11 protein-coding genes, 2 tRNA genes and 1 pseudogene are annotated in these 13,158 nt (G+C 60.4%); 9 read left to right on the forward strand and 5 right to left on the reverse strand.

The genetic code is table 11. The annotated features are described in order from the left end of the window. A pseudogene (locus QZ149_RS08985) lies at positions 1–207 on the forward strand (transposase); the annotation flags it as partial. 260 nt (positions 208–467) lie between these two features. Here the strand turns inward: QZ149_RS08985 and QZ149_RS08990 are convergent. The 4 genes from QZ149_RS08990 to QZ149_RS09005 form a co-directional block, all read right to left on the reverse strand. Beyond that, on the reverse strand, positions 468–1,145 hold the full coding sequence (locus QZ149_RS08990; RefSeq protein ID WP_291451090.1) for a cytochrome C oxidase subunit IV: 678 nt from the start codon (positions 1,143–1,145) through the stop codon (positions 468–470). 726 nt (positions 1,146–1,871) lie between these two features. Further along, entirely contained in the window at positions 1,872–2,474 is a 603-nt protein-coding gene (locus QZ149_RS08995) for an ATP-binding cassette domain-containing protein (protein WP_291451091.1), read from the reverse strand. A gap of 64 nt (positions 2,475–2,538) precedes the next feature. Continuing rightward, positions 2,539–2,778: a gallidermin/nisin family lantibiotic gene (locus QZ149_RS09000; RefSeq protein ID WP_291451092.1), complete on the reverse strand. Its 240-nt coding sequence runs from the start codon at positions 2,776–2,778 to the stop codon at positions 2,539–2,541. Positions 2,779–3,366: 588 nt separating this feature from the next. Continuing rightward, positions 3,367–3,440, reverse strand: a tRNA-Gly gene (locus tag QZ149_RS09005). Positions 3,441–3,540: 100 nt separating this feature from the next. On the opposite strand from QZ149_RS09005, the gene QZ149_RS09010 reads away from it, so the two are divergent. The 8 genes from QZ149_RS09010 (at position 3,541) to QZ149_RS09045 (ending at position 10,066) form a co-directional block, all read left to right on the forward strand. Beyond that, positions 3,541–3,617 (forward strand) — tRNA-Pro (locus tag QZ149_RS09010). Between the two features lie 44 nt (positions 3,618–3,661). Beyond that, the gene (locus QZ149_RS09015; protein ID WP_291451093.1) at positions 3,662–3,943 is read left to right on the forward strand and encodes an FMN-dependent dehydrogenase; all 282 of its coding nucleotides are present in this window, start codon (positions 3,662–3,664) and stop codon (positions 3,941–3,943) included. 217 nt (positions 3,944–4,160) lie between these two features. Continuing rightward, positions 4,161–5,480, forward strand: a complete 1,320-nt coding sequence (tig, locus tag QZ149_RS09020) for a trigger factor (RefSeq protein ID WP_009647540.1) — start codon at positions 4,161–4,163, stop codon at positions 5,478–5,480. A 190-nt stretch (positions 5,481–5,670) separates the two neighbouring features. Beyond that, positions 5,671–6,282, forward strand: a complete 612-nt coding sequence (locus tag QZ149_RS09025) for an ATP-dependent Clp protease proteolytic subunit (protein WP_009647542.1) — start codon at positions 5,671–5,673, stop codon at positions 6,280–6,282. Continuing rightward, on the forward strand, positions 6,282–6,926 hold the full coding sequence (locus QZ149_RS09030; protein WP_291451097.1) for an ATP-dependent Clp protease proteolytic subunit: 645 nt from the start codon (positions 6,282–6,284) through the stop codon (positions 6,924–6,926). The genes QZ149_RS09025 and QZ149_RS09030 overlap by 1 nt, the downstream gene beginning before the upstream one ends. 297 nt (positions 6,927–7,223) lie before the next feature. Beyond that, on the forward strand, positions 7,224–8,483 hold the full coding sequence (clpX, locus tag QZ149_RS09035; RefSeq protein ID WP_291451099.1) for an ATP-dependent Clp protease ATP-binding subunit ClpX: 1,260 nt from the start codon (positions 7,224–7,226) through the stop codon (positions 8,481–8,483). A gap of 48 nt (positions 8,484–8,531) precedes the next feature. After that, positions 8,532–8,888 carry a chorismate mutase gene (locus tag QZ149_RS09040; RefSeq protein ID WP_291451101.1) on the forward strand — a complete coding sequence of 119 codons (357 nt, stop codon included), beginning with the start codon at positions 8,532–8,534 and terminating at the stop codon, positions 8,886–8,888. A gap of 152 nt (positions 8,889–9,040) precedes the next feature. Further along, on the forward strand, positions 9,041–10,066 hold the full coding sequence (locus QZ149_RS09045) for a LacI family DNA-binding transcriptional regulator (RefSeq protein WP_291451102.1): 1,026 nt from the start codon (positions 9,041–9,043) through the stop codon (positions 10,064–10,066). A gap of 58 nt (positions 10,067–10,124) precedes the next feature. Here QZ149_RS09045 and QZ149_RS09050 read toward each other — a convergent pair. Further along, the coding region (locus QZ149_RS09050) for a glycoside hydrolase family 2 TIM barrel-domain containing protein (protein ID WP_366488448.1) at positions 10,125–13,158 on the reverse strand (3,034 nt) is incomplete at its 5' end.

The raw sequence follows: 13,158 nt of genomic DNA on the forward strand, positions 1-13,158 counted from the left end.
TGTGTGCTGGGCTGGTACGCGGCTAGGAGTGATAATTCTCGGGCCTGGGGCGCGCTCATGAGCCGGATCGCGCCCCCGGCCTTGGTCGTCACCGACGGGGGCAGTGGGTTCGCGAGGGCGTGCACGAAGGTCTGGCCGACCACGCGCGTTCAACGCTGTACCTTCCATGCGTGTTGTCGTATCCGCCAAGCCACCGGCACCATCCCCGGCTGGGGCGACGCAATCTGCTTCAACGAACTCCACCACACCACCCCCTACCACAACACCTGGGACTAACCCCAGCAACACGAAATATCCTATAACCCGACATTGTCAAGGTCCTTTGAAGATCGCGGGGGTAGAAGTCCGCTCATCATCAGGGACCTCGACCTCTACCCGCAACCCCCGACCAACACCCGGTCACCCACACTCAACTCGATAGAACAGTTTTAGCAAACGCTGACACCGCTTTGCCGTCACTTGGAAACCTATCCGTTGGAAGTGCACCTATCCTCACATGCGGCCTTCCAAGTATAGTATAACGATGGACGTTTCACCGATTTCAGTAAAAATCCCGAACTTATCGCAGCCAACAGAATACCGGTAGAAAATATATAAGAGCCAAAGGTGGCACCTTTTGAAATCCAAGTCGTGGGAACGACAGCAACCAAGACAGGTGAGTTTGCAAAATCACCAGTGCTAATCGGAAGACCTGCCACCACAAAAAAGATGATAACAATCCATGAAACTAATGAAGTAGTCCAAAGCCGAAGCGCAAAACAGGCCAGAGTTAGCACAACCGAAGAGAAAACAAGTACTAAAGCAGTATGACTCGACAGTGGCTCATTAACAAGCTCGCCAATGACAGAGACATAAAGCAGACTCAAACAAAGGTTAACTACTTGTGCGAGAAGCAGCGATTTAGCAATGAACCGGAGCAGAACTTTATCGTGAATACTAAACGAGACATACGAGGCAGGGACCTTAGCATGCGATAAAGCTAGACCTGCCGTGGCAATTGGGAGCATGATGAGTAACGCGGATTGCGCTACGGCAATGATATTTCCATAACGGAGAAACAGCACCGGAAGAAATAGTGCACCGATATAAGCAATCGTGACCCAACGAATGATTGCGATTCGCTCGATAGAACACAAAAACTTCATTTTCTTAATGCTCCTTCACTTCGAAACCTAGTCACAAGAACATAGATAATAATTAGGATTGCTATCGGAATAAGCGCAGAGAAACCCAAATTTGATTGCTCCTGGATATCTACGAACGAGTTTGTGGTACCATTGAGATTCAGCCCTACCAAGTGGACGGCGTTTGATATGTATGGGGTAGCATTGTCAGCTAGGTTACCGGGTAGCACTATCCAGAAGTACAGAAGAACACCTGAAATTACCGCGGCAGCCGGAGGCCTTGAGAGACTTTCTAATGTTGAGTAGATCAGAGCAATTAGTATACTTTGGAAGGTAAGAAAGCAAAGCAGGGTCGCTAGCCCTGAATGCATCTTCGAACCAGACAAAACCATTGTTAGATCGAATAACAGCACACTAAGCAGGTTCACAAGAATTATTAAAAGCGTTCGACAGATAGTGCGCAGGACGCTAGGTAACCAAGCAATGTATACCTGCCGAGGCAAACCCCCATAGTGGACCTCGGAAACCCTAGCATCAAGTATAAAGAGTAATGCGAGGGAAATCAGTGGCTGCGTTCCAGTAAAGAAGAAGCTGTATCCCCCTGTTATTGGAGTTCCGCTTGCCTCACTTGAAATCCATGCGCCGAGGAATAGCGACGCCATTGAGCCCAAGATAGCCGCGAGAAAATACCAGATATTCCAATAGTAAGTAAGCAAAGCACGGATAGCTGAAGTGATTGGCATGGCCCTACCTCCGGTGATATAGGTCCGCGAGATTCACGCCGTTGAGGTCGGGGATATGCAAAGCTTTGCCGTTACGAACTACGACACACTCATCCGGGACGCCTTGAATCTCATGGAGGAGGTGCGTTGATATTACAACGCAGTTCCCTTCGTCCCGATAACGACGAAGCGTCGCAGACAAGGAGATCATGCCATCTGGATCCAAACCATTCTGTGGCTCATCAAGGAACAAAAATTTTGGTCTAGATAATAAAGCAAGACAAAGCTCCAGCCGTTCCTTCATGCCGGTCGAGTAGTCCTTGGCTTTCCGCCCGTGGGCAGCGCGGACAATGTCCACACTATCCAAGGCCGACTCAGGATCAACATCCAGACCCCAGAATGCCGCGACGACCTGTACATTTTGTTTACCACTCAGATATGGAAAGTGGCTTGGATGGTCGATTGCAGCTGACATTTCGCTAATGTTTGTCTGATCGTATCTAATGTGGCCACTTACTGGTTTTATCCGACCAAGGAGCGTTTTCATTAAGGTGGTTTTACCTGCTCCATTTGGTCCAAGGAGGCAGATTATCCTGCCAGTATTTAGCTGCAAGTTAATGCCGCTCACTACTGGGGAATTCTTGTACCCAACCGACAAATCAGTTACCGATATAGCTGGCATGGCCTACCTTTCAAAGAAAACGGCCCTGGAGGTAAGGTCTAGGATGCCTTACCTCCAGGGTCGACTGTTGTGACAAAGCTACTAACCACTTGCAGCCAACAGAGATGCTGCAGCCGTTAGTACACTGGGTAGTGAAGCGTGCAATGCCGCCGGTTGGGCACCCAGGGGTGCACAGGAACGTCGAGGTGATTTGAGGACAAACAGCTTCCTCAACCTCTTCAACACGGGTGTCAAGGTCAAAGGGGACCATGACTTGTCCAATCTCTCAGAATCTGAACATATTCGGGTAACAGAAAGTTACCTGCGTTACTATGATACAACCAGGCTAGGCCGAATGTGAGATTAGCAGGGGGCAACTTTCAGAATGTTCAGATCTGACTATGATTTAGCCTAATTATGCTCCTTCGAGATTGAGGTAAGCCTACCTATTTGGATAAACGGGCAATAGTAACATACAAAATATAGCTAATGCAAACCATGACCCAGCAAGGGTGAAGTACTACCTCAGCACACGCTTGGTCCAAATCCAACATGACCCGGTTTTTCAAACTCGGTCTCCGGGCCTTCCTTGGGACCTTGCCGTTTTCTGGTTGATCTGTAGGAGCGCGAGGCCGTACTTTTTGACGCGGAGCTGAACCTTTTGACGCTTTCTGCCTCGACGCACCGAGCGAACCCCTGAGTCGCCCCTCCGAGGCTCCGATCGGCCGCCGTCAGGGGCTCCTCCACGGCACCACGCATCCGGCTTTAACACCCCAAAACCGCCACAGAACAGCGAAAACGCCACCCTGGATAGTTCCTGGCCGTGCCGGAAACCTTTGTATCCAGAGTGACGTTCTTTTGGAGCGGATGACGGGAATCGAACCCGCGTGATCTGCTTGGAAGGCAGAGGCTCTACCATTGAGCTACATCCGCGTACCCCCGAGGGGGACACGGAAGATCCTAGCGTCAAACGTCCACGTGCGCGACATTTAGCATCCGCTCCCGTATGATGGTGCATCGGACACGAGTCCTTCGGGGTGTAGCGCAGCTTGGTAGCGCATCTGCTTTGGGAGCAGAGGGTCGCAGGTTCAAATCCTGTCACCCCGACCATCAGCGGCAGCACTGTCGCGCAAAACGTCAGCAGGGGAGAGGTCATGCCGTCCTATCGGAGCATCCTCACGGTCACGACGCTGGCACCCGGGTGCCGACCCGGAGAAGTCGAGCAGGCAGCGCGTGCCGTGACCCGACTCGAATCCTGGGACATCGCCATCGCCGCAGGTCAGCCTCGTGTGACAGCGCGCTTCGCCGCCGTCGACGACTCCGAGGCCCGGGCTACTCACGCCGCTATCGTCGGTGGCGTGCGCCAGGTCGCCGACGTGCCTCGCGCGCGTCTGGCCGCCGTCGTACGCGGTCGCTCCCACTACCTGACAACCTGAGGACACGCGACCCGACGTCTCCGCCCCGGCCTCGTCACTGAGGCGCACGAGACGTCAAGCGTGTGCAATTGCGCACGAGATCAGGCCGTGATCGGGTCCATACGCCCGATTTGGCACAGCGAAGAGAGACATCGCCGGGGCCGTGGCGTACACTGAGCGAGTTGTTATGCGCCCGAAGTGGGCGTTCCCCTATTCGTAGACTACGGAGCGTACGCACGTGAAGAGCACCGTTGAAACCCTCGAGCCCACCAAGGTTCGTCTGACCGTTGAGGTTCCCTTTGAGGAACTCAAGTCCGAAATGGACAAGGCGTACAAGGAGATCGCCGGACAGGTCAACATCCCCGGCTTCCGTAAGGGCCACGTGCCTCCGCGCATCATCGACCAGCGTTTCGGCCGCGCCGCCGTCATCGAGCAGGTCGTCAACCAGGTCCTGCCCGGCCACTACTCCGACGCCGTCAACGAGAACGACCTGCGCCCCATGGCTCAGCCGACCGTCGACGTCACCGAGATCCCGAACGTGACCGGCCCTCAGGGTGGCCAGCTTGTCTTCACTGCCGAGGTTGACGTGGTCCCTGCCTTCGAGCTGCCCGAGATCGACGAGTCCATCGTCGTCGAGGTTGCCCCCACCGAGGTCACCGACGAGGACGTGGAGAAGGAACTCGAAGACCTGCGTGGCCGCTTCGCCACCCTCAAGACCATCAACCGCAAGGCCAAGACCGGCGACTTCGCCACCATCGACCTGGTTGCCACCATCAACGGCGAGCAGGTTGACTCCGCCTCCGACGTCTCCTACGAGATCGGCTCCGGCACCATGCTCGACGGCCAGGACACTGCCCTGCGCGGCACCAAGGCCGGCGACGAGGTCACCTTCACGTCCACGCTCAAGGGCGGCGACCACGAGGGTGAAGAGGCTGAAGTCACCATCACGGTCAAGGCTATGAAGGCGCGCGAGCTGCCCAAGGCTGACGACGACTTCGCTCAGATGGTCTCCGAGTTCGACACCATCGACGAACTCAAGGAAGACCTCAAGAAGCAGGCCGCCGAGTCCAAGGAGTCCCAGCAGGCCCTCGCCGCGCGCGACGCCCTGATCGACGTTCTCCTCGGCAAGGTTGAGATCGTTCTGCCCGAGTCCGCGGTCGACCACCAGGTCGAGCACCGCGTCGGCGAGGACGCCAAGCCCAAGGAGAAGAAGGAAGCTCGCGAAGCCGTCGAGAAGGAGATTCGCACCGAGCTGCTCTCCGAGGCCCTGGCCAAGAAGTTCGACGTCCAGGTTTCCCAGCAGGAGCTCATCGACTACGCGATCCAGATGTCGCAGAACTTCGGCATCGACATCAACCAGCTGTTCTCTTCCCCCCAGCAGATGTCGAACGTTGTCGCTGACCTTGGCCGCTCGAAGGCTCTTATCGAGGCCCTCAAGGTCGTCACCGTCAAGGACACCAACGGCGCTGACGTTGATCTGTCCAAGTTCTTCGGCACTGATCCCGCCACCGAAGAGGGCGCGGAGATCATCACCGAGGTCGCCGACGAGCAGGAGTGAGTGCGGGCGCGAGACTTTTGCGCTGCGAATCACCCCGATCTGATGTCGAGGGGCGAGGCCTGGGCCTCGCCCCTCGAACGCATGTGCCGACAGCGAAACGGCGGCCCGGCGCGCGCGCTGCGGGCCGCGCACCGGGTACGGTTGACACCAATGGGGCCACCTGGGCCCGCGAACAGACGAGGAGGTACGCGTGAGCGTGCACAATACCGGGGCTGCCGGCGATGGCTCGCAGCTGGGACTGGGCGACTCGGTCTACCAGCGCCTGCTCAAGGAGCGCATCATTTGGCTGGGCGGCGAGGTCCGCGATGAGAACGCGAACGCGATCTGCGCGCAGCTGCTGCTGCTCGCGGCCGAGGATCCGGACCGCGACATCTACCTGTACATCAACTCGCCCGGCGGCTCGGTGACGGCCGGCATGGCCATCTACGACACGATGCAGTACATCAAGCCGGACGTCGTCACGGTCGGCATGGGGCTGGCCGCGTCGATGGGGCAGTTCCTGCTGACCGCGGGCGCTCCCGGCAAGCGCTACATCACGCCTCACACGCGCGTGCTGCTACACCAGCCCCTGGGTGGCGCTGGCGGTTCGGCGACCGAGATCCGCATTAATGCGGACCTGATCCTGGGCATGAAGAAGGAACTCGCGGCGATCACCGCGTCTCGTACGGGCAAGACTGTCGAGCAGGTGGAGGCCGATGGAGATCGCGACCACTGGTTCACCGCGCAGGAGGCCCTTGAGTACGGCTTCGTTGATCGCGTGATCGACAGCCCGCAGGAGATCGGAACGCGAGGAGAGAACTGATGAGCACTCAGCCCTACTTTGAGGCGGTCGCCCGCCAGATGCCGCAGGCCCGCTACGTGCTGCCCGATTTCGAGGAGCGCACGGCCTACGGTTTCCGCCGTCAGAATCCGTACACGAAGCTGTTCGAGGATCGCATCGTGTTCCTGGGCGTGCAGGTGGATGACGCCAGCGCCGATGACGTGATGGCGCAGCTGCTGGTCTTGGAGTCCCAGGATCCCGACTCGCTGATCACCATGTACATCAATTCGCCTGGTGGTTCCTTCACGGCGCTGACGGCGATCTACGACACGATGCAGTACATCAAGCCGCAGGTGCAGACGGTGTGCCTCGGTCAGGCCGCCTCTGCAGCCGCCGTGCTGCTGGCCGCTGGTTCGCCCGGAAAGCGTCTGGCGCTGCCCAACGCTCGTATCCTCATTCACCAGCCGGCGATGGAGGGCATGCAGGGGCAGGCCTCGGACATCCAGATTGTCGCTGACGAGATCGACCGTATGCGCGCGTGGCTTGAGGACACCATCTCGTACCACTCGGGTAAGTCGGTGGAGCAGGTGCGCCGCGACATCGAGCGCGACAAGATCCTTACTGCCCCGCAGGCGGCCGAGTATGGTCTGATTGACCAGGTGCTTGAGTCCCGTAAGGTTCTCTGACGTTGTCGTCATCGGCGAGGCCGTGGCTTCCCCGTGTGTGAATGCGCGGCGGGTGCCACGGCCTCGTTGTCGAAACAAAGGCATGGTGTCCGACCAATGTTGCGGGAAAGCCCTTTTTTGAGCGCGTTGAAAGTCTGCTGTGATGCGTGTTACGATCTGACGTGTTGTGATAAGTGAACATTTCGTAACAATGCGCGCGCCGCGATGGATTTTTCTCCCTTGTGCACTAGGTTATTTTGTAGTAAGTGCAAATGCATATTCGACCGAACGGAAAACGTTCAATTTTGAGGAGGTCTCGTGGCTCGTCTGACTGATGGCGCGGAACTGCTCAAGTGCTCTTTCTGTGGGAAGAGTCAGAAGCAGGTGCGTAAGCTCATCGGTGGCTCCGGCGCATACATCTGTGATGAATGCATCGAGCTGTGTAACGAGATTATTGAGGAAGAGTTGGGCGCGCAGCAGGCGTTGACGTCTGCTGCCCCCCTTCCCAAGCCTCGCGAGATTAACGAATTCCTGAATACTTGGGTCATTGGTCAGGATCGCGCAAAGCGTGCTCTCTCGGTCGCGGTGTATAATCACTACAAGCGCGTGCGTTCGCGTGAGGCCGGCAATGCTGAGGACATGTTGGGCACGAAGTCCAACATTCTGCTGCTAGGTCCCACGGGCACGGGTAAGACCCACCTGGCGCGCTGCCTGGCCCGCCTGCTTGACGTGCCTTTCGCCATCGTTGACGCCACCGCCCTGACGGAGGCTGGCTACGTCGGCGAGGACGTGGAGAACATTCTCCTGCGCCTCATTCAGGAGGCCGATGGTGACATCAAGAAGGCTGAGAAGGGCATCATCTACGTCGACGAGATCGACAAGATTGGCCGCAAGGCCGAGAACGCCTCCATCACCCGCGACGTGTCGGGCGAAGGCGTGCAGCAGGCCCTCCTGAAGATCATCGAAGGCACGGTCGCCTCCGTGCCTCCCACGGGCGGGCGCAAGCATCCCCACCAGCAGTTCCTCGAGATCGACACCTCCGGCATCCTCTTTATCGCCGCCGGTGCCTTCGCTGGCATCGAAGACATTGTGAAGGCCCGCTTGGGCCGCCGTTCCACGGGCTTCGGGTCCGAACTGAAGAGCACCTCGGAGATGGGTGACCTCTACGAGGCCGTGAACGCCGAGGACCTGCACAAGTTCGGCATGATCCCCGAGTTCATTGGCCGACTCCCCATCCTGACCTCCACGAAGGAGCTGACGGAGGAAGACCTAGTCCGCGTCCTGACTGAACCGTCGAACTCCCTCGTGCGCCAGTATCAGCACCTGTTTGAGCTGGACGGTATGGAACTGGAGTTCACCCACGACGCACTCCTGGCTATCGCCACCCTGGCGAACGAACGCAAGACCGGCGCGCGCGGTCTGTCCTCCATCATGGAACAGACCCTTTCCGACCTTATGTTCGACCTGCCCAGCCGCGACGATGTCGCCCGCGTGCTCGTCACGCGCGATCTCGTCGAAGGCTATGGGGATGCCGAACTCTATCCCGAACGTTCCTCGGAAGGTAAGCGCAGCGCCTGACTCCTCCCGCTAGACTTCTGATCAGTCGAGACGTAACGGGAGGATTTCATGCAGGATCGTGACGAAGCCCGAGTTGCCGGTTCCGCCGACCGAGGTGTGAGTGGTGTACCCGCCGAGCTGGCCGAGGCTCGCACCACCATTGACAACATTGATGCCGCGCTCGTGCACATTCTCGCCGAGCGTTTCCGCTGCACGCAGCGCGTCGGGCACATCAAGGCGCGCCTGGATCTGCCACCCGCAGACCCGGCCCGCGAGGCCCGCCAGGTTGAGCGCCTGCGCACGCTGGCCGCCTCCTCCGGCCTCGACCCCGACTTCGCCGAGAAGTTCCTGGGCTTCATGGTCCGTGAGGTCATCCGCCACCACGAGGACATCAAAGCCGAATACGACGAGTCCTCCAGCCTCTAAGCGCCGCGCAGGGCCGAGTGGTGAAGGAAAACCCAGCCACGGCCTCGTCCATCGACACACCCCCGGGTAGAGCGGCGTTCATCCGCGTTCGCACGTCCCGCGTCGGTTAGACTGTCACGAGTTGGCTAGAGGGTGTTTGGGGGATAGGATCGATGGTTAATCTTGGCGATATCGCGAAGGCGACGGGCTTTTCGAAGGCGACCGTGTCTCGTGTTTTATCTGGTGACCCCAGCTTCACCGCGAAAGAGTCGACCCGCCACCGCGTGATCCAGGTTGCCAACGAACTCGGCTACGCGCTGCGCACCTCTCGTTCTGGCATCCCCCAGACGATTGCGGTGCTGGAAAACTTCGACTCCTCGCCCGGCCCGCGTGATTCCTATTTTTCCGATGTGCGCGAGGCGTTGAGCGAGCGCGCTATCGAAAATATGATGAGCCTGTCGTTCTTCCCCGACGTGCGCTCCCTGATCGATGCGAGCGACGAGTATTCCGGTTTCGTCTCGCTGGGTCCCGCGCCCCTGACGCGCGAAGACCTGACCGCGCTGCATAAGGCGCTTCCCCACGGCGTCTTCATCGACATCAACCCCGCGCCCACTCTCTTCCATTCCGTGCGCCCCGACCTGCAGCAGACCGTCATTGAAGCGATCTATGCGCTGCGCGAGCAGCGCCGGACTCGCATCGGTTTCATTGGCGGGGACGGACACATGATGGGATCTCACTTGTTTTGTCAGGACCCGCGAACCATCGCGTTCGACGAGTGGGCACGCCTGCTGAACATGCCGGTTGAGGGCCGGGTATTCGCGACCGGTCTTTTTACCGTAGACAACGGTCGCCGACAGGCCGAGGCGCTGCTCGACGCGTGCGGCCAGGACGTGCCCGATGCGCTCCTGGTTGCCGCGGACTCGCTCGCGGTCGGCGTCCTCCAGGCGCTGTTTGCGCGCGGGATCCGCGTGCCCGATCAGGTGGCGGTCGTCTCTATCGACAACCTGGAGGTCTGCGAGTACACGGCACCGCCACTCAGCTCCTACGCGATCGAACCCTCCGAGCTGGCGGAGACGACTCTGATGCTGCTGTCCGATTCGATTGTGGGTCGTTTCAAACACAAGCATCATATATTGCTGTCGACCCGCCTGGTCGCGCGCCAGAGTTTCGTGCCCGCCGAGGAGACGTCCGAGTCCTAACAGCGGCGCAGACACAGGTGGGCGGCGGGGGGGCACATACCCCCGCCGCCCGCGTGTGTCAGATGAGGGACAGCGTCACGTCAAGCACCTGTGTGCCGCTTGCGTCGACGTGGAACTCATCGTGGACCGGCGATCCCCAGGAGTCGTCGCCGCCGACCCCCATCTGTGCGGTGAGGAGGCGCAGGTAGGTCGCTGCGCGCTCCTCGGGTGCGGGTAGCTCCCACCAGTGGGCGGCCTGCTCGATCTGCGCCGAGGAATAGGGCAGGAGCGAGACGCCCAGCTCGCCGCAGGCATCGATGCGCAGGCCGTGCCCCTCGGCGTCAGTCACCTCGCACCAGCGCGTACCCGGGTGGTAGCCGCACTCCTGCGGCACCGCGTAGGGCGCGATGCTCTCCGCCGCGCTGGCCTCCCACACGCCCAGCGTTGCACCGTCCAGTCGATCCGCGTACGCCTCAACGGCACCGAGGCCGTAGAAGCGCAGGCGGTCAATCGAGGAGGGCAGCGCCCACTCCACGCCGAAGCAGGGCATCGTCGGGAGACCCTGTGCACCCGGGTAGGTTGCGGTCAAGCGGATCGTGCCGTCGGCGCGCAGCTCGTAGCGGATCGGAACGATCACGTCCTGCACGCCCGCGAGCTTGTAGTCGTAGGTCACGGCAACGCTGTCGGGTCCCTCATCCACGCGCGTGCCCACGCAGCGTGCGTAGGCGCCAGCCGTCGTCCAGCACGCGCGATCAAAGCCGTGGCCGCAGCCGCGGTCATTGTCCGTGAGCGGACGGAATGTGGTCAGGCGCGGTGGGCGTGCCACCATGGCCGTCTCCCCGCGCTTCCACTGGACGATGCCGCCCGCCGTGCGAGACAGCAACGCCTCGTTGTCACCCTCGCGCATGCCGATGTTCCAGCGGCCCACCGTAAAGGAGACCCCGCCCGCAGGCGCGGTGTCGGCCACCTCGGGACGCGAGTGGATCGTTTGCCCGACGGACACGACGTGTCCGGCCTCGCACCATGGTGTGTCGGAGGCCAGGACGAGCGCGGCCTCCAGGATGATCTCGCGCTGTGTGTCGGCCAGGAGGTCGCTCGGCCAGCCCACGGCCACGGCGCTCTCCTCGCCAGGGGCAGCCACGGCCTCATACATCTCCTCCCACGCGACCTCGCCGTCGGCGAGCACGCGAGCGCGGATACGCAGATCCGACAAAGCAGCGGGCAGAGCCACCGCATTGACTCGGATTTCCTCGGCACTCGGGGTGAGTATCACCGGAGCGTAGAGAGCCTTGACGGCCTGCGCCTGGGGCTTCGGGGTGCGATCGACGAAGAGAATGCCGTCGCAGGAAAACTCCCAATCGCAGGGGCGATCCTCAAAATCACCGCCGTACGCCAGGAACTCACCGCCCGAGCCGGCCGTCGCCTCGTGGTAGAGTGCCTGATCAACCAGATCCCAGATGAAACCGCCTCCGTAGGCGGGGTAACGCTCCAAGGCAGTGTAGAGCTGCAGGCCGCCCACCGAGTTACCCATCGAGTGCATGTACTCGCACGACAGGTAGGGCTTCGTCGGGTTATCCCGCAGGTACTCCTCAATTGTGTCGGGCCGGGCATACATGCGCGACTCAATATCCGAGGTGTCGTTGAACTCGCGTTCCCAGGTCACGCCCTCGTAGTGGACCGGACGCGCCGGATCAAGTTCGTGCGAGCGTTGGTACATCGAGCGGAAGACCTCGCCGCCGAACGACTCATTGCCCAGCGACCAGATGAGCACGGACGGGTGGTTATAGTCCTGGCGAACCATCGACTCTAGGCGGTCCACGCAGGCTCCTTCCCACTCCATCTTCGAACCCGGGATCGCTGTGGCAGGGGTGGGGATGTCACCGGGCGTGCACCACGAGCCGTGCGTCTCCAGGTTTGCCTCGTCGATGACGTAGAGACCGTACTCGTCGCACAGGTCCAGGAAACGGGTGTCGTTGGGGTAGTGGCTGGTACGAATCGCGTTGATGTTGAGCTGCTTGCACAGCGTGATGTCCGTGATCATGTCCTCCATTGACATCGTGCGGCCCGTTCGTGCGTTGAACTCATGGCGGTTCGAGCCGCGGAAGATCAGGCGCTGACCGTTGAGCGTGAAGACCGAGTCGACGATCTCGAAACGCCGGAAGCCCACCCGCTGGGTTACCCGCTCCACGCTGCCGTCCCCGTCCTCGAGGGTCAGCGTCAACGTGTAGAGCGACGGGGACTCCGCACTCCACGGCTGCACGCCCGCCAGCTTCGCATCCAGGTTGAGGCGCTGGGCGCTCGCGGGTCCGTCGTGGTGCCAGACGACCTGTCCGTCTGGGGCGCTCAGCTCTGCGGTGATCGTTGTGTTTTCGAGGGTGCCCTCAATGTAAGCGGCGACGGTGAGCGTACCCTCTCCGGTTGCCGCGTCGTAGTCTGCACGCGCCGCGAGGTTCTCCACATGGGTCGCGGGCAACGCCACCAGGGAAACCGAGCGGAACAGGCCGTGGAAGCGCCACGAGTCCTGGTCCTCCAGCCATGAGGCGCTGGAGTACTCGTAGCACACGACGACGATGTCGTGCGTTTCTGTCTCGCCCGACAGTGCTTCTGTGATGTCGAATTCGCTGGCCGTGTATCCGTCCTCGCAGTAGCCGATGAACGTGCCGTCCACCCAGATGTAGAGGGCCGTCGCGAAGCCGTCGAAGCGCACTCGCACGCTGCCGCGCGCATCCAGGGGCTGTGCCACGGCCTCGTCTAGATTGAAGGAACGGCGGTAGACGGCGACGCGGCAGTCACTGGGGGCGGCCGGGGCCTGTGGGTCCTCGTGTCCGTCCCATGGCATCTGGATGTTGACGTATGCCGGTGGCCACAGCCCCTCGGTTTCGAGCGTGGAGGGGACGGGGAGGGAATGGACGTCGCCCTGATCGAATGCGTCGGTAGGGGATTCAAGGGATACACGGGTGCCCGAGGTGAGTGCGACCTCCCAGGTGCCGTCGAGGTTCTGTCTGGGTGCCGTGGAACGATGTGCGGAGCGGGCGCTCAGTCGATTGACAGCGAAGGCACGTGGATCGTGGAGCCAGGCCAGGTCGGGCGTGTTGATAAGAGCGGTGCGGGAC

It is taken from the genome of Actinomyces sp. ICM47 (assembly GCF_905369875.1).
Classification (GTDB): domain Bacteria; phylum Actinomycetota; class Actinomycetes; order Actinomycetales; family Actinomycetaceae; genus Pauljensenia.